The organism is Mesorhizobium sp. f-mel (genome assembly GCF_053850215.1).
Genome location: NZ_JBSPTO010000020.1, coordinates 54225 through 69652 on the forward strand (window position 1 = coordinate 54225; position 15428 = coordinate 69652).

Sequence of the window (15428 nt, forward strand, 5' to 3'; positions counted from 1 at the left end):
GATATGTGAAGGACCGACATGACCGCGGAAGACGGAAAGAAGCAGCTTTTGCACCTGGTGTTCGGCGGGGAACTGAAGACGCTGGGCGGGACAGAATTCCGTGATCTCGACGCGCTCGATATCGTCGGCATCTATCCGGATTATCAGTCCGCGCAAACGGCGTGGAAAGCCAAGGCCCAAGCCAGCGTGGACAACGCCCACATGCGTTATTTCGTCGTTCACCTGCACCGGTTGCTCGACCCCGACAACAAGGCCGCCGGTTGACATTGATGGATCATGAAGCCGTGAAAGGGCCGCCCACGAGGTCCGCGGTAAGGGGGCGCCGCGGTGGCACCTCGAAGACATTCTGGCGCAAAATACGCGAACCGCTGGCGCAATCGCGATTCGTCAAGAACGCCATCGCCAGCCTATTTGCGCAGTTCGTTCGCATCATCCGCCTGACCAACCGTGTCGTCGACGGGTCGGCGCAGATGTCGGGCGGCGCCTATTCGCAGTTCGAACCCATCATCATCGCGCTATGGCACGGCCAGCATCTTCTGACTCCGGCCTACTATCCCAAAGGACGGCCGCTGGTCGCCATGGTGTCGCGTAGTGCCGATGCCGAGCTCAATGCACTGATGATCGAGAAATTCGGCATCGAGGCGGTGCGCGGCTCGGGCGGACGCGAAAACTCGAAGCGCCGCGACAAGGGCGGCGCCACAGCGCTGATCGCCCTGAAAAAGTCACTCGCCACCGGCAAGAACGTCGCCATGATCGCTGATATTCCGCATGGCACGCCGCGCGATGCGGGGCTTGGCATCGTTCTCCTGGCGCGGCTTTCGGGCCGACCGATCCTGCCCGCCGCCATCGCCACCAGCCGCCGCAAGGTGCTGGAGCGCAGCTGGGACAAGACCACGATCAACCTGCCGTTCGGCCGCTCCTCGATTGTCGTCGGAGCGCCGGTTTTCGTTCCGGCCAATGCGGATGAGGCCGAAATGGAACGCAAGCGCCAGGAGGTCACGGCCGCGCTCAACGCCGCGACCGCCGAGGCCTATCGCCTCGTGGATGGCTCAAAATGAGCGAGCGCTGGGCGCGCACCTTCCTGACGGCGTATCGTTTCGCAGGCGCAGTCGCCTACCCGCTGATCGGACCCTATGTCGCCTGGCGCACCTCCAGGGGCAAGGAGGACCGAATTCGCCGGCGCGAACGCTATGGCATCGCCGGGCGCGAGCGCCCTGAGGGACCGGTGATCTGGATCCACGCGGCGAGCGTCGGCGAGACAATCGCCGTCGTGCCGCTGGTCGAGAGCATCCTCGACTACGGCGTCAACATCGTGCTGACGACAGGGACTGTCACCTCCGCTCAGGTTGCCGACGAACGGCTCGGCGATCGCATCATCCACCAATATGTGCCGCTCGACCTCAAGCCGGCGGTCAGCCGCTTCCTCGACCATTGGCGGCCGGATCTGGCGATCATCGCCGAATCGGAGATCTGGCCGATGACCATCCTGGAGCTTGGTGCGCGCCGTGTGCCGCAGGTGCTGGTCAATGGCAGGCTGTCGGACCGTTCGTTCAAATCCTGGAAGAAACGCGCCAACATCGCCGAGGCGCTGTTCGAGAATCTTGCCCATGTTGTTGCCCAGTCGGATGTCGACGGCGAGCGCTTCCTCTCGCTCGGCGCCCGGCCGGTCACCGTATCCGGCAATCTCAAGGTCGACACCACGCCGCCGCCGGCCGATGAAAGGGCGCTGTACACGCTGAAGCGCCAGATCGGCGCCCGCCCGACCTGGGCGGCGATCTCGACCCATGACGGCGAGGAGGTGGTCGCTGCCGAGGTTCACGCGATGCTGCACAAGCGTCACCACGGTCTTTTGACGATCGTCGTGCCGCGCCATCCCGATCGCGCCGAAGCGCTTGCCGCGCAGATTTCCGGCATGGGCCTGAAAGTCGCTCGGCGCAGCAAGGGCGACCGGATCATCGCCGATACGGACATTCTGCTCGGCGACACGATGGGCGAGATGGGGCTTTATCTCCGGCTGACAGAGATCGCCTTCGTTGGTCGTTCGCTCACCTCGGAGGGCGGCCAGAACCCGCTGGAGCCGGCCATGCTCGACACGGCGGTGCTGGCCGGCCGCAATGTTCAGAACTTTCGCGAGACCTATCAGCGCCTGCTCGACAGCGGCGGCGCCAAGCTGGTGCGCGACCGCGACATGCTGGCCGGCGCCGTCAATTTCCTGTTGAGCAACGAGGTGGCTCGCCATGAGATGATGGCGGCCGGCGCGGCGACCGTCGACGAGATGCGCGGTGCGCTGGCGCTCACGTTGAAGTCGCTCGAACCTTACATTCAGCCATTGGTCGTCAAGTCGCGCCTCAAGGGCGCCAACGGCCGCTAAGATGGCCAGCGAAGCGCCCCCCTTCTGGTGGGAAGAACCGGACTGGCGGGCGCTGGCGCTGGCGCCGCTGTCCGCGATCTATGCGCTCGTTGCCGGCCGCCGCATGCGCTCGGCCGCGCGCGAAAAAGTCGAGGCGCCGGTGCTGTGCGTCGGCAACTTCACCGTCGGCGGCACCGGCAAGACGCCGGTGGCGATCGCCCTGGCCCGGCAGGCCAGGCGCATGCAGCTCAATCCCGGTTTCCTGTCGCGCGGCCATGGCGGCTCCTTCGCGCAGCCGCATGTCGTCGATCCGCATCACGACGCCGCCAAGCATGTCGGCGACGAGCCGCTGCTTTTGGCCGAGCACGCGCCGGTCGCAGTGACGCCGAACCGTGCCGCCGGCGCGCGCCTTCTACTGGAAAAGCATGGCTGTGATTTCCTGATCATGGATGACGGTTTCCAGAGCGCCCGCATCCATATCGACTATGCGCTGGTCGTCGTCGATGCACGCTACGGCGTCGGCAACGGCCACGTCATTCCTGGCGGTCCGCTCAGGGCTGATATCGTCGACCAACTGGTTTTCACCAGCGCGCTGCTGAAGATGGGCGATGGCCTTGCTGCCGATGCGGTCGTCCGCCAGGCGGCGCGTGCCGGCCGGCCGATCTTCGAGGCGCGTACACGGCCAAGCCGCAAGGCGGGGCTGGCCGGCAAGCGATTCCTCGCCTTTGCCGGCATCGGCCATCCCGACAAATTCTTCGACACGGTCCGTGAGGCCGGCGGCGAGGTTGCGCTGACCCGGTCGTTTCCGGACCATCATTTCTATGGCGAGGACGAGCTTGCCGAACTGTCAGCGACAGCGCGAGGTGCCGGACTTGGGCTCATCACCACCGCCAAGGACGCCGCTCGGCTGCGCCACGATGCCGCGTCCGCCGATTTCCTCGGACAGCTCGATGTGCTGGAGATCGACACCGTGTTCGATCCCGACCACGTGCCTGAACGCATCATCGACGAGACGCTGGATGCCTGGCGGCAGCGCAAGCTGCAGGGCTGAATCAGAGAACCTTCGAGCGCCGCGGCGGTCGAACTTTTGCGGAGATGCCGGAGGGACAGGATCGCTACAGAGCGGCTTTCATATGCGTCAGACTAGCGCCGGCTGCGCATTTCGGGATGTGCCTCGATCTCGCGGCGCAGCGAGGCCGCGGCACTCACATAGGGCTCCTGCCTGGCGACGCTCCAGTATTTGAGCTCATCGAGCGGGATGCTTTCGCCAGTGACCGCGCAGCGCACGAAGGCGCCGGGGCTGGTCACCTGGAAGTCGCCGTCCAGGTAGCGGATACGGGCTTCCTTGCCGCCGGGGCCTTCGAAGCGGTTCATCATGACATGGAGCCGAGGTTCATGACGATGTCATCGCCACAAAATGCCGGCAAGGTCAAGCTTGAGCGAGACAAGATTGGCTCTGGTCGGCTCTGTTTCAGACGACAACCAGCCGAGCAAGCCGGCAAAGTGGATGTCCGGCATCCTACTGTTCGGCTACGATGAACTCCTCGATCTTTTCCGCCGCCAGCCCGGCCTGGGCCGCGATGCGCCGGGCAAGCTCGGCGGCGGCGGCGCGCGGTCGCCCTGTAGGCCGGTCGAGCCAGTAGGATATCGGGCTGAGAACGATGCGGTCGTCCACAGCGACGATGCGGCCTGACTTCAGTTGATTCTCGGTCATCGGCGGCCGCGCCAGCGCGATGCCGAGACCATGGGCTGCGGCGTCGAGCACCAGATTGTAGTCCTCGAAGCGGCGGTCCTGCGGACGCGGGCGATAGTCCATGTCCTGCGCGGCAAACCAGGCGCGCCAGGCCGAGGCGTCGGAATCGTTGATCAGCGGGAATTTGAGCAGCCGGGCAGGGTCGCCACGGCCGATCTCGCGGGCGAGGTCCGGCGAGGCGACCGGAAACACATGTTCCTCGAACAGCTGCACCGAGACGCGGCCAGGGATGCGGCCGCGGCCGCAGCGGATCGACAGATCGATGCCGTCATCGGCAAGGTCCGCCTGGCGGATGTCGACGTCGAGCACGATGCGCAGCTTGGACGGATTGTTTTCCAGCGCCGCCATGCGCGGCATCAGCCACAGCCCGCTGACCGAAGGGATCGAGGTCAGCCGCACCACGGCGGTGCCGCGCGGTTCGACCCAGCGGTCCGAATTGCTGGATATCAGCGCGAAGGCCTCAGTGGTGCGCAGATGCAGGCGGTTGCCTTCGATCGTCAGCGCTACCCCACGCGCGCCGCGATCGAACACTTTCAGCCCGAGCCAGTCCTCGAGCTTGGCGATCTGCCGGCTGACGGCGCCATGGGTGAGGTTGAGTTTCTCGGCAGCCGCCGAAAAGCTGCCCGTCCGCGCCGCGGCGTCGAAGGCGCGCAGGGTTTCGAGCGGCAGTATTGCGTCCGAGCTGTGATCCATAGTCACAGCTGACCCTCGATTTGGTCGTTTGTCAACCGATCAGGAAAGGCGTTTTGTGTGTTTAAGGACATGAAACGCGGGAATAATGACATGAACGCCTGTACCGGCACGTTGAATACGACACAGCGGATAGATACCACGGCGGCCATTGCGGTGGCGCTGACAGTGGTCGGCTGGGCCTCCGCCTTTCCGGCGATCCGTGCCGGCCTCGTCGCTTTCGGGCCGCTGGAACTCGGCGCGTTGCGCTTCGCCATCGCGGCGGTACCGGCGGCGATCTTCCTCGCCGTCAAGCGGCCGGCGCTGCCCCGGCTCGATGAATTGTGGCGCTTCGGGTTCGGCGGCGCCGTCTTCGTTGCGCTGTACACGGTAATGCTCAATTTCGGCGAACTGACCGTTTCGGCTGGTGCTGCCGGGTTCATCATCAACGTCAGCCCGATCTTCACCGCGATCATGGCGATGGCGCTGCTCGGCGAACGCTTCTCGGGCCTGGCGTGGGCCGGCACATTCCTGTCCTTCGCCGGCATCGGCATCATCGCCATGGGCGAGGGGCAAGGGTTGTATTTCAACAATGGCGCGCTTCTGGTCCTCGGCTCGGCGCTGTGCTCTGCCGTCAACACCATCGTGCAAAAGCCGTTGTTTGCCAGCCATCATCCATTGACCATTTCGGCCTCGAACATGGTGCTCGGCGCGCTCTGCCTGTTGCCTTTCCTGCCGAGCGGCCTGGCGCAGGGGGCGGTTGCCGACAACGCCGGTCTCGGCGCCGTCATCTTTCTCGGCATCGTGCCGAGCCTCATCGCCTACGCCGCCTGGTCAACAGCGCTTTCGCGGCTGCCGGCGGCGCGCGCCTCGAACTTCCTCTATCTGGTTTCGCCGGTAGCGACGCTGATCGGCTTCTTCTGGCTGGGCGAGGTGCCGACGCTGCTCGGCATTCTCGGTGGCGCACTGGCGCTGGGCGGTGTGATCGTGGTGAATTTGAAGAGGTAAATCAGAGGCTCGAAGGTTTGCTTGAATCATAGAGATCTGTTTCGAACGGCTCTTTATGATTTCCCCTCTCCGGTTTGCTTCGCAAACCACCTCTCCCCACTTCGTGGGGCGAGGAACCCAAGTTTTCCGGGGTCGCGGCCTTGGCGATTGGTGTTTCCTCGCCCCCATTTTAATGGAGGAGAGGTGGCCGCGAAGCGGCCGGAGAGGGGGACTGCGCCGTCAGAACTGACAAGCTCAGTCCCTTCACCGCCGCCCGAACAGTCTTTCGATATCAGCAAGCTTGAGCTCGATATAAGTCGGGCGGCCGTGGTTGCAGGTGCCGGATCCCGGCGTCGCTTCCATCTGGCGCAGCAGTGCGTTCATCTCCTCTGCCTTGAGCAGGCGGCCGGAACGCACCGAGCCGTGGCAGGCCATGGTCGCGGCTATCCTGTCCAGCCGCTCTTTCAGCGTGTCGACCGTGTCGTTGTCGGCGATCTCGTCGGCAAGGTCGTGTACCAGCTGCTGGACATTGGTTTCGCCGAGCATCGACGGCGTCTCGCGCACGGCGACAGCACCCGGGCCGAAACGCTCTATGCCGAGGCCGAAGCGGGCCAGCGTTTCGGAATGCAAGGCAAGCCGCTCGGCATCCTCTTCCGGCAGATCGATGATCTCGGGCAAAAGCAGCATCTGCGACGGCACCGCGCGTGAGTGGAGGGCGTTCTTCAAGGCCTCGTAGACCAGCCGCTCATGCGCCGCGTGCTGGTCGACAATGACAAGCGAATCCCTGGTCTGGGCGACGATATAGTTCTCATGCACTTGCGCGCGCGCGGCGCCCAATGCCGTGCCGAGCAGCGTGTCCGCCGCTTCGGTTTGCCCGGCGCGCGCGTCGGCACTGTGCAGCGGCCCGGCATCGAAGGCCGCCTGCTCGTCCTCGCCGAAGCCGCCATTTGCAGAGCCCATATCGAGCGGCCGCTGCGGCGAACGGGCAGCATCGAACCCGGCAAAGCCCGATGCCCGATAGGCGGCCTCGTAGCCACGATGGCCATTGGCCGGACCGGCATGGGCATAGGACGCCGCGCCCGGCCGGAACGCCGCCATCATGCCGGCCGCACCTGATGTGGCGGCGCGGATGCCGGCATTGGCGAGCGCCTCGCGGATGGCGCCGACGATCAGCCCGCGCACCAGCCCCGGATCGCGGAAGCGGACATCGGCCTTGGCCGGATGGACGTTGACGTCGACGATGGCCGGATCGAGCGTCAGGAACAGCACCGTCACGGCATGGCGGTCGCGCGGCAGCACGTCGGCGAAGGCGCCACGGATGGCGCCGGCGATAAGCTTGTCGCGCACCGGCCGGCCGTTGACATAGGCATATTGCTGCAGCGCATTGGCGCGGCTGAACGACGGGATCGAGACGTGACCGGCGAGATGCACGCCGTCCCGCACGGCGTCGATGGCAATGGCATTCTCCGGAAAGTCGGCGCCCATCACTTGCGCGACGCGGCGCAGCCGGCCTTCCGGGCTGTCGTCGGTCGCCGGCAGTTCCAGCGTCGAGCGGTCGGAACCGGCCAGCGTGAAGCGCACGGCGGGGAAAGCGATGGCGATGCGCTTGATCACATCGCTGGTCGCCGAGCTTTCGGCGCGCTCGCCCTTCATGAATTTGAGCCGCGCCGGCGTGGCGAAGAACAGGTCGCGCACCTCGATCGTGGTGCCGCGATTGGCGGCCGCCGGCCTGATGGCGGACACGCGCCCGCCCTCGATGCCGATCTCGGCGGCGCTGTCGCCGTTGGCCGTGCGCGAGCGGATCGACAGCCGCGCCACCGAGCCGATCGACGGCAGCGCTTCGCCGCGAAAGCCAAGCGAGCGGATGTCGTGAATGTTGTCGGCGAGCTTCGAGGTGCAATGGCGTGCGATCGCCAGCGCCAGTTCATTCTCCGGGATGCCGCAGCCGTCGTCGGTGACGCGGATCAGGTTGAGGCCGCCGCCGGCGGTGACGATCTCGACTCGGGCAGCGCCGGCATCGAGTGCGTTCTCGACCAGTTCCTTGACCACGCTTGCCGGACGCTCGATGACTTCGCCGGCGGCGATCTGGTTGATCATCGTTTCGGAAAGCTGGCGGATGGGCATAAAGGCACTATACGCGGATTCGCCGCCCATGCGGGAGAGGCAGAATTGAGGAATCCGCGCCGCCCACCGCACTCCTGCATTTCACGTCATCAGCCTGGGCAGTGCTGCCGCCAGCGCATCGACGGCCAGACGGACCTTCAGCGGCAAGTGAGACGTCTGCAGCCATAGCGCATAGGCGTCGTAAAGAAATCCCGGCTGTTCCGGCAACAGCGCGACAAGTGCGCCGGCCTGAATGCGTTCACGAACCAGCCAGTATGGCAGCCAGGCAAGCCCCATGCCGGCCGCCGCGACATCGGCGATGGCATCGAGGTCGTCGAGCCGCAGCCGGCTGACCGGCATGACCTCCAGCGCAGGCTGGCCATTGCGTGGAAACAGCCATGGTTGAACGACACGGCCCAAACGGCGGTAGATGATAGCCTGGTGGCTGCCGAGATCCCCTAGCTGCCGTGGCCACCCGTGCATATCGAGATAGGATGGCGACGCGCAGACGACCATGCGCTGGCGCGCGATGCGCCGGGCGATCACGCCGGCCTGACCCTCCAGATTGCCGGTCCGGATGGCAAGATCGCAGCCATCCTCTGCAAGATCGGCGATGGGATCGCTGAACGACAGGTCGAGTTCCAGAGCAGGATATCGCTGCGCAAGCTCCAGCAGGATCGGGGCTACGCAGCGCCGGCCGAAATGCACAGGCATGATGACGCGCAGCTTTCCGCGTGGTTCGGAAAGTTGATCGGCCGCGAGTGCATCTGCAGCCTCGGCTTCAGCGAGCACCAGCCGGCAGCGCTCATAATAGGCGCGCCCGAAGTCGGTCAGGCTCTGGCGGCGAGTGGTCCGGTTGATGAGGCGCACACCCAGACGCTCCTCGAGAAACCGGACATGCTTGCCGACCATCGGTCCCGACAGATCGAGAGCGGCAGCAGTCGCCGCGAACGAACCCAGATCGACGGTTTTGACGAACACGGCCATGCTGGTAAGGCGATCCATATTCAAAACTCTCAGTTTCTACTGTTCTGCCCAGGCAATCATTTATCTGCCAGACGGCCCTTGGCATAGCGTATTCAGTTCAAATGATTTGGAGTTATGACCCGGATGGCGCGTGTTGTTCGTTTTCATGAGCATGGTGGTCCCGAGGTTCTGCGCATCGAGAATGTCGATATTCCCAGGCCTAGTCGGGGCGAGATTCAGATCCGGGTCAAGGCATTGGGTCTCAACCGGGCCGAGGCGCTGCTGCGTTCGGGCACTTATATCCAGACGCCGCCGTTGCCTTCCGGTCTTGGCCTTGAAGCAGCGGGTATCGTCGAAGCCGTCGGCGAAGGCGTGGGCGGTTTTGCGCCAGGTGAGGCCGTCAGCGTCGTGCCGCCACTATCGATGGCCCGCTGGCCCGCCTATGGTGAGATTGCCACATATCCCGCCCATCTCGTGGTCAAGCACCCGCCATCGCTCAGCTGGGAAGAGGCGGCAGCCGTCTGGATGCAATATCTCACCGCCTATGGCGCTTTGATCGACATTGCCAAGCTCAGCAGGGAGGACTTTGTCGTCATCACCGCAGCCTCGAGCAGTGTCGGACTTGCAGCGATCCAGATTGCCAACATGGTTGGTGCGACCCCGATCGCGGCCACGCGGACATCTGCCAAGAGAGAGGCCCTGCTCGAGTTTGGCGCGGCCCATGTCATTTCTTCAGCGGAAGAAGATCTGGAAGCCCGGCTGAAGGAAATCGCCAGCCCGGACAACATCCGAGTGGTGCTCGACGCGGTCGGCGGCCCGATATTCGGGCCTTTGACGGCGGCGATGGCACGGGGTGGCATTCTCATCGAATATGGCGGCTTGAGTCCCGAGCCGACGCCGCTCCCGCTGTTCGCCGTGCTGGCCAAGACGCTGACGCTGCGCGGCTATCTCGTCCACGAGATCACTGGCGATCCGGTGAAGTTGGAAGCTGCCAAGGCGTTCATCCTCGACGGATTGATGTCAGGTTCGCTAAAGCCGGCAATCGCCAAAACCTTTTCATTCGACCAGATCGTCGAAGCGCATCGCTTTCTCGAGTCGAACGAGCAATTCGGCAAGATTGTCGTGACGGTTTGACGAGCATTAATGGGAGCCTCGCGCTTGCGCGGCCAGCCAGTCCCGAACCTTGCGGGCGTTGTCGCTGAGCTCGCGGTTTCTCGACCAGATGATATGAAATCCCTTGCCGGTCGTCATCGTGTGGCCGGTCGCACGCACCAGCAGTCCCGACGCCAGCAGCCGCTCGGCGAGGTGACCCCAGCCGAGCGCAATACCTTGCCCTTCCATGACCGCCTGGATCACCAGCGCATAGTCGTTGATGCGCAAACCGCGCCCGGCATCGGTGATGTTGACCCCGGCCGACTGGAACCACTCGTCCCAGCTCGCGGCATCGCGAAACGGCTCTTCGAGATGGATGAGCCGGTGTGATGGAAGATCCTCGACCGTTTCCGGCAGCCCGAACCGCGCCACATAGCTCGCGCCCGCAACCGGGAATATTTCCTCATCGGCCAACGGCAGCGAATGATAGTCCGGCCATTCCCTCGGTTCGCCGCCGCGAACGCCGAGCGGGATGTCTTCGGCGATGATGTCGAGATCGCGGTCGGCGGTCTGGATGCGCAGGTCGATGCCCGGCAGTTCGTCGCGAAACTGCTGCAGGCGCGGCATCATCCAGAACGAGGCAAACGCCGTCGACGCGGCGAGCGTCACATGGCCGCCGGTCGCCTGCTGGCGCAGGTCCTCCGCTGACCTGCGGATGTGCGACAGGCCGAGCGAGACGTCGGCGTGGAAGCGCTCGCCGGCTTCGGTAAGGCTGACCTGCCGATGCCGGCGCTGGAACAGTTTCGCGCCCAGCTGCTCTTCAAGGCCGCGGATCGCATAGGACACGGCAGCCTGCGTCATGCCGAGCTCTCGCCCGGCGGCGGTAAAGCTCGACAACCGCCCGGCGGCCTCGAAAATGATCAGGCTGCCAGCCGATGGCAGCAGATGGCGCAAGCTTCGCATAAGCTGAGCTTATACAAGAGATCAGGATTTTCCAGCGTCACAGCTGTATTTCCTCTCGCTAGGCTGGTCGTCATTGGGAGGATAGAGTTGCCATGAACGCACCGGCCGCCGAAGTCACCGAACACGCCAGCCGCCGAGGTGGCGGCCGCTTGGGCCGCAAGGCGCTGCGGGGAACTCCCATGGCGTCGTTTCCGACGCTCGTTCGCAACATACCCGCATACCAAATGGTCCCGGACGAGGCTGTCGAGCTTATCCACCAGGAGTCGCTCGCCATCCTCGAAGAGGTTGGCTGCGAGTTCCGCGACGACGAGGCCATAGCACTGTGGATGGCCGCCGGAGCCGATGTCTCTGAGACGCGCGTCCGCATTGACCGCGCGCTCTTGATGGAACTCGTCTCGAAAGTCCCGCCGGAGTTCACGCTCAATGCGCGCAACCCTGAGCGCTCGGTCCGCGTCGGCGGTAAGAATTCCATCTTCGTGCCGATGTATGGCGCGCCTTACGTGCGCGACCTCGACAACAACAGGCGCTATGGCACGCTCGCCGACCTTCAGAATTTTCATAAGCTCGCTTACATGGCGCCGGCGCTGCACTCGTCGAGCTCGATCATCTGCGAGCCGATGGAAATTGCGGTGCCGAAGCGTCACCTCCACATCATTCATTCGGCGCTGAAGCATTCCGACAAGCCGTTCATGGGCATCGTGACGTCCAGGAATCGAGCCGAAGACACGATGGCGATGGCAGGCATCGTTTTCGGCGAGGACTACGTCCGTGACAACCCTGTGTTGGTGGCGATCACCAATTGCAACTCGCCACTGGTATGGGACGCCACCATGCTGGACGCGATGAAGGTCTATGCGCGTCACAACCAGCCGCTGATCCTGGCACCGTTCGCCCTCTGCGGCGCCTCGACTTCGGCCTCTGCCGTAGGTGCGGTCGCGCAGGTCAATGCGGAAGCGCTGGCTGGCGTCGCGTTCACACAGCTCCTCCGTCCAGGTTCGCCTCAGATCTACGGGCAGTTCATGGTTACGGTGGACATGAAGACCGGCGCTCCCATGGGCGGCACGCCTGAGGCGGCCCAGATGATGTATCTGATGGGGGCGCTGGCGCGGAAATACCGGCTGCCCTGGCGCACGTCGGGCTTCCATGTCGGATCGAAGCTGAATGACGCCCAGGCGGGCTACGAGGCGAACATGCTGATGCATGCCGCCATCCTTGCCGGCGCCAACTACATCTGGCACTCCGCCGGATGGCTCGAGGCCGGCCTGACCTGCGGCTATTCAAAATTTGCGACGGACTGCGAACAGCTTGTTGGCTGGTACAAATATGCTGGCGGCCTTCCGTTCGACGATTTCAAGGAAGCGATGGCGGCGATCCGCGAGGTGGGGCCGCAGGGCCACTTCCTCGGCACCCAGCACACGCTTGAACATTTCGAGTCCGCCTTCTTCATGCCCAGCATCATGGACTTCAATTCCTACGAACAGTGGAAGGCTGAAGGGGCAAAGGACCACGACACGCGCGGCCGCGAGAAAGCGCGCAACATGCTCGCGGATTATGAGGAGCCGAAGCTCGATGAGGGCATTGCCGATGGTCTCGAAGATTTGATTGCGCTGCGTGAGGAGAAGCTGCCGGACAGCGTTAGTTAATAGGACAGGCGAAGACCTGACGGGAATCAGACGGGAGGAAAAAATGACAATCTTCAGAAGCAACGGCGATCGCGTGCCGAATGCGATCGAGGCAATGGCGGCAGAGACGCGTGCAGGCCGGATAGACCGGCGCGAATTTCTGGCGCTGGCAAGCGCCTTTGGGGCATCGACGGCCCTTGCCTACGGCATGATCGGCCTTGCCGTGCCGGAGCGGGCCTTGGCCGAGGAGCCGAAGAAGGGCGGAACGCTGCACGTTTCGATGTCGGTGAAGGCGCAGAAGGATCCCCGCACTTATGACTGGGTGGAGATGGCAAACGTCACCCGCACCTGGCTGGAGCCGCTGGTGCGCTACACCAAACAGTTCACCTTCGAACCGGTTCTGCTCGAAAGCTGGGACGTCAATGACGACGCCACCGAATATACGCTGCACCTGCGCAAGGGCGTGACCTGGAACAATGGCGATGCCTTCAACGCCGATGACGTTGTCTTCAATCTGACGCGCTGGTGCGAGAAAGGCGCCTCGGGCAATTCGATGGCCGCGCGCGTCGGCGCGCTGATCGACGCAAAGACCGGCAAGGCAAGGGATGGCGCCATAACCAAGGTCGACGACAACACCGTCAAGCTGAAGCTGAACGAGCCTGATATCTCGCTGATCCCGAACTTCACCGACTATCCGGCGCTCGTCGTCCACCGCAACTTTGACGCCGACGGCGCCGACCCGATCAAGAAGCCGATCGGTACTGGACCTTTCGAGCTTGTCTCTTATGATGTCGGCCAGAAAGCGGTCGTCAAGCGTCGTGAGAACGGCAAGTGGTGGGGCGGCGAGGCGCCTCTCGACAGTGTCGAATTCATCGACTACGGCACCGACTTCAACGCCACCGTGAACGCGTTCGAGTCCGGCGAGATCGACATCAACTTCGAGACGCCCGCAGACTTCATCGACATCCTCGACAAGATGGATTTGGTGAAATCGGAGGTCGCGACAGCGACCACACTGGTTGCCCGCACCAACATCACCCACAAGCCCTATGACAACCAAAAGGTGCGCAACGCGCTGCAGATGGCGGTCGACAACGGCGCCGTGCTGCAACTTGGCTATGCCGGGCGAGGGACCGTCGGCGAGAACCACCATGTCAGCCCGATCCATCCGGAATATTATCCGCTGCCCAAGAAGACGCGGGACGCGGCCGGCGCCAAGAAGCTGATGGCCGACGCGGGGCAGGCGGACTTCGAGCATGAGCTGATCACCGTCGAGGACGAGTGGCAGAAGAACACCGGCGATGCGATCGCCGGCCAGTTGCGCGATGCCGGCATCAAGGTGAAGCGAACGGTGCTGCCGGGCTCGACCTTCTGGAACGACTGGACGAAATATCCTTATTCCATGACGATCTGGTACATGCGCCCGCTCGGGGTTCAGGTGTTGGCGCTCGGCTATCGCACCGGCGAGGCCTGGAATGAGACGGCGTATTCGAATCCCGATTTCGACGCCAAGCTCAAGCAGGCCCTGTCGCTCGTCGACGTGGAGAAGCGGCGCGAGGTGATGAAGGACATCGAGCAGATCCTGCAGGATTCGGGCGTCATCATTCAGCCGTTCTGGCAGAAGCTGTACAGCCACATGGACAAGAAGGTGAAGAATTACGCTGTCCACCAGACTTTCGAGATGGATCTCCAGAACGTCTGGTTGGACGCCTGAGTTAACGCCCAAGGGGCCCTGAGTTAACGCCCAAGGGCGCCTGAGTTAACGCCCAAGGGCGCCTGAGTTAACGCCCAAGAGGATTTCATGGGCCGCAAAAAATCCGGGATGCAGGATTCGTGGTATTGAACGGTTCCCACCACGAAAACCTGGAGATTATCGGATGAGACTGACTGTTCTTGCCGCCGCTCTCTCGATCGCAGCGCCTGCGCCCGCTCTGGCCGGGCCGGCAGCCAATGCGGTGAAATTCTTCTATATGCCCGAGGTCAAATTCGAGCCCGACGCGAAATACCGCGACCGTTTCACCGAGCCGGTGACCAAGTTGTTCGACCTCAACGACCAGGCACAGAAGAAGAAGCCGGACGAGGTGCCTTGCATCGACTTCGCCCCCGGTCTCGACGCGCAGGACTATGACGAGGAGACAGTCGCCAAGACACTGAAGCTGTCTGAAACAGTGGATGGCGACAGCGCCAGCGTGACAGTGACCTTCAACCTTTTCCCGGAAGGCGATGACTCCAAACGCGAAATGGTCTGGTCGCTGAAGAAGGTTGACGGCAAATGGAAGGTCGCCGACATCACCTCGAAGAGCAGTGGCTGGACACTGAGTGCGCTCGAGTGCCTGGCTGGCCAGACTCCGGAGTGATGCTATGGCCCGCGCCCTGGCCCTGGCGACTGTGTGCCTGCTGGCAGCGGGCTTGAGCAGCACCGCCGCTCAAGGCCTGTTCGGCGCGCCGCCCGCAAATGCGCCGGCCGATAATGCTGCAACTTCGCCGACCGCGTCCCAGCCGACTGATAGCGCCCCGGCAGCGCCGGTGCGGCTGGGTTCGCCAACGGCGGTGGTGAAACCGTTCTACGAGCATGTCGGGCTCGAGCTCGATCCGGCCCAGCGCAGCCACTTCGCCGATCCCGCGAAGTCGGTGCTCGACAAGAGCGATGCGCTGCGGAAATCCGGGCAGGGCGAATGCCTCGATCCCAACATGGCGCTGGACAATGCGGAATACGACAAGACCGAAATCGATAAGAGCCTCAAGACCATTGAAGCGGTCAAGGGCGACGAAGCCAAGGTGGTCGTCGCCTTCGTCGTCGCCGGCAATCCGCACCGGCTGGAGTGGAAATTCAGGAAAGTCGACGGCGACTGGAAGGTATCAGACCTTCTGTCGGTGACCGGCGAATGGGCGCTCAGCCAGTACCAATGCGAGTAGGCAGACG

The 15428-nt window shown here is 63.6% G+C and carries 15 protein-coding genes; 10 read left to right on the forward strand and 5 right to left on the reverse strand.

Annotated features, from left to right (window positions below; translation table 11 throughout):
* The first annotated feature begins 18 nt into the window (after positions 1 to 18).
* From ACWUKX_RS21960 to lpxK, 4 genes are read left to right on the forward strand one after another with little or no spacing between them, the layout of a single operon-like run.
* The gene (locus ACWUKX_RS21960) at positions 19 to 264 is read left to right on the forward strand and encodes a DUF4170 domain-containing protein (protein ID WP_029354097.1); all 246 of its coding nucleotides are present in this window, start codon (positions 19 to 21) and stop codon (positions 262 to 264) included.
* 5 nt (positions 265 to 269) lie between these two features.
* Positions 270 to 1058, forward strand: coding sequence for a lysophospholipid acyltransferase family protein (locus ACWUKX_RS21965; RefSeq protein ID WP_456008933.1), 789 nt, complete (start codon positions 270 to 272; stop codon positions 1056 to 1058).
* On the forward strand, positions 1055 to 2371 hold the full coding sequence (waaA, locus tag ACWUKX_RS21970; RefSeq protein ID WP_135937209.1) for a lipid IV(A) 3-deoxy-D-manno-octulosonic acid transferase: 1317 nt from the start codon (positions 1055 to 1057) through the stop codon (positions 2369 to 2371). The genes ACWUKX_RS21965 and waaA overlap by 4 nt, the downstream gene beginning before the upstream one ends.
* Before the next feature lies 1 nt (position 2372).
* On the forward strand, positions 2373 to 3401 hold the full coding sequence (lpxK, locus tag ACWUKX_RS21975) for a tetraacyldisaccharide 4'-kinase (protein WP_456008934.1): 1029 nt from the start codon (positions 2373 to 2375) through the stop codon (positions 3399 to 3401).
* A gap of 92 nt (positions 3402 to 3493) precedes the next feature.
* Here the strand turns inward: lpxK and ACWUKX_RS21980 are convergent, their stop codons facing one another.
* Both ACWUKX_RS21980 and ACWUKX_RS21985 read right to left on the reverse strand, forming a co-directional pair.
* Positions 3494 to 3727 (reverse strand): DUF2093 domain-containing protein, encoded by a 234-nt coding sequence (locus tag ACWUKX_RS21980; protein WP_095496171.1) that lies wholly within the window; start codon positions 3725 to 3727, stop codon positions 3494 to 3496.
* Between the two features lie 142 nt (positions 3728 to 3869).
* A complete protein-coding gene (locus tag ACWUKX_RS21985) occupies positions 3870 to 4796 on the reverse strand; it encodes a LysR substrate-binding domain-containing protein (RefSeq protein WP_456008936.1) in 927 nt (308 codons plus the stop codon).
* 90 nt (positions 4797 to 4886) lie between these two features.
* Here ACWUKX_RS21985 and ACWUKX_RS21990 point away from each other — a divergent pair, with 90 nt between their 5' ends.
* Positions 4887 to 5780, forward strand: a complete 894-nt coding sequence (locus ACWUKX_RS21990; protein WP_456008938.1) for a DMT family transporter — start codon at positions 4887 to 4889, stop codon at positions 5778 to 5780.
* 243 nt (positions 5781 to 6023) lie between these two features.
* On the opposite strand, the gene mutL is transcribed toward ACWUKX_RS21990, so the two are convergent.
* Positions 6024 to 7883 (reverse strand): DNA mismatch repair endonuclease MutL, encoded by a 1860-nt coding sequence (gene mutL / locus ACWUKX_RS21995; protein ID WP_456008939.1) that lies wholly within the window; start codon positions 7881 to 7883, stop codon positions 6024 to 6026.
* A gap of 81 nt (positions 7884 to 7964) precedes the next feature.
* Complete coding sequence (locus ACWUKX_RS22000) at positions 7965 to 8867, reverse strand: LysR family transcriptional regulator (protein ID WP_456008941.1); 903 nt, start codon at positions 8865 to 8867, stop codon at positions 7965 to 7967.
* Between the two features lie 105 nt (positions 8868 to 8972).
* Here ACWUKX_RS22000 and ACWUKX_RS22005 point away from each other — a divergent pair, with 105 nt between their 5' ends.
* Positions 8973 to 9962, forward strand: a complete 990-nt coding sequence (locus ACWUKX_RS22005; RefSeq protein ID WP_456008942.1) for a zinc-dependent alcohol dehydrogenase family protein — start codon at positions 8973 to 8975, stop codon at positions 9960 to 9962.
* 6 nt (positions 9963 to 9968) lie between these two features.
* Here ACWUKX_RS22005 and ACWUKX_RS22010 read toward each other — a convergent pair whose 3' ends face one another.
* Positions 9969 to 10883: a LysR substrate-binding domain-containing protein gene (locus ACWUKX_RS22010; protein ID WP_456008943.1), complete on the reverse strand. Its 915-nt coding sequence runs from the start codon at positions 10881 to 10883 to the stop codon at positions 9969 to 9971.
* A gap of 92 nt (positions 10884 to 10975) precedes the next feature.
* Here ACWUKX_RS22010 and ACWUKX_RS22015 point away from each other — a divergent pair, with 92 nt between their 5' ends.
* The 4 genes from ACWUKX_RS22015 (at position 10976) to ACWUKX_RS22030 (ending at position 15421) form a co-directional block, all read left to right on the forward strand.
* Positions 10976 to 12526, forward strand: coding sequence for a trimethylamine methyltransferase family protein (locus ACWUKX_RS22015; RefSeq protein ID WP_456008945.1), 1551 nt, complete (start codon positions 10976 to 10978; stop codon positions 12524 to 12526).
* A gap of 43 nt (positions 12527 to 12569) precedes the next feature.
* On the forward strand, positions 12570 to 14219 hold the full coding sequence (locus ACWUKX_RS22020) for an ABC transporter substrate-binding protein (protein WP_456008947.1): 1650 nt from the start codon (positions 12570 to 12572) through the stop codon (positions 14217 to 14219).
* A gap of 163 nt (positions 14220 to 14382) precedes the next feature.
* Positions 14383 to 14862 (forward strand): DUF3828 domain-containing protein, encoded by a 480-nt coding sequence (locus ACWUKX_RS22025; protein ID WP_456008949.1) that lies wholly within the window; start codon positions 14383 to 14385, stop codon positions 14860 to 14862.
* 4 nt (positions 14863 to 14866) lie between these two features.
* Positions 14867 to 15421, forward strand: a complete 555-nt coding sequence (locus ACWUKX_RS22030) for a hypothetical protein (protein ID WP_455838064.1) — start codon at positions 14867 to 14869, stop codon at positions 15419 to 15421.
* Positions 15422 to 15428: the final 7 nt, after the last annotated feature.

Excerpts from the sequence above, each read along its gene's own strand:
- ACWUKX_RS21960 (WP_029354097.1), top strand. The coding sequence starts at position 19 with ATGACCGCGGAAGACGGAAAGAAGCAGCTTTTGCACCTGGTGTTCGGC.
- ACWUKX_RS21965 (WP_456008933.1), top strand. The coding sequence starts at position 270 with ATGGATCATGAAGCCGTGAAAGGGCCGCCCACGAGGTCCGCGGTAAGG.
- waaA (WP_135937209.1), top strand. The coding sequence starts at position 1,055 with ATGAGCGAGCGCTGGGCGCGCACCTTCCTGACGGCGTATCGTTTCGCA.
- lpxK (WP_456008934.1), top strand. The coding sequence starts at position 2,373 with ATGGCCAGCGAAGCGCCCCCCTTCTGGTGGGAAGAACCGGACTGGCGG.
- ACWUKX_RS21980 (WP_095496171.1), bottom strand. The coding sequence starts at position 3,727 with ATGATGAACCGCTTCGAAGGCCCCGGCGGCAAGGAAGCCCGTATCCGC.
- ACWUKX_RS21985 (WP_456008936.1), bottom strand. The coding sequence starts at position 4,796 with ATGGATCACAGCTCGGACGCAATACTGCCGCTCGAAACCCTGCGCGCC.
- ACWUKX_RS21990 (WP_456008938.1), top strand. The coding sequence starts at position 4,887 with ATGAACGCCTGTACCGGCACGTTGAATACGACACAGCGGATAGATACC.
- mutL (WP_456008939.1), bottom strand. The coding sequence starts at position 7,883 with ATGCCCATCCGCCAGCTTTCCGAAACGATGATCAACCAGATCGCCGCC.
- ACWUKX_RS22000 (WP_456008941.1), bottom strand. The coding sequence starts at position 8,867 with ATGGATCGCCTTACCAGCATGGCCGTGTTCGTCAAAACCGTCGATCTG.
- ACWUKX_RS22005 (WP_456008942.1), top strand. The coding sequence starts at position 8,973 with ATGGCGCGTGTTGTTCGTTTTCATGAGCATGGTGGTCCCGAGGTTCTG.
- ACWUKX_RS22010 (WP_456008943.1), bottom strand. The coding sequence starts at position 10,883 with ATGCGAAGCTTGCGCCATCTGCTGCCATCGGCTGGCAGCCTGATCATT.
- ACWUKX_RS22015 (WP_456008945.1), top strand. The coding sequence starts at position 10,976 with ATGAACGCACCGGCCGCCGAAGTCACCGAACACGCCAGCCGCCGAGGT.
- ACWUKX_RS22020 (WP_456008947.1), top strand. The coding sequence starts at position 12,570 with ATGACAATCTTCAGAAGCAACGGCGATCGCGTGCCGAATGCGATCGAG.
- ACWUKX_RS22025 (WP_456008949.1), top strand. The coding sequence starts at position 14,383 with ATGAGACTGACTGTTCTTGCCGCCGCTCTCTCGATCGCAGCGCCTGCG.
- ACWUKX_RS22030 (WP_455838064.1), top strand. The coding sequence starts at position 14,867 with ATGGCCCGCGCCCTGGCCCTGGCGACTGTGTGCCTGCTGGCAGCGGGC.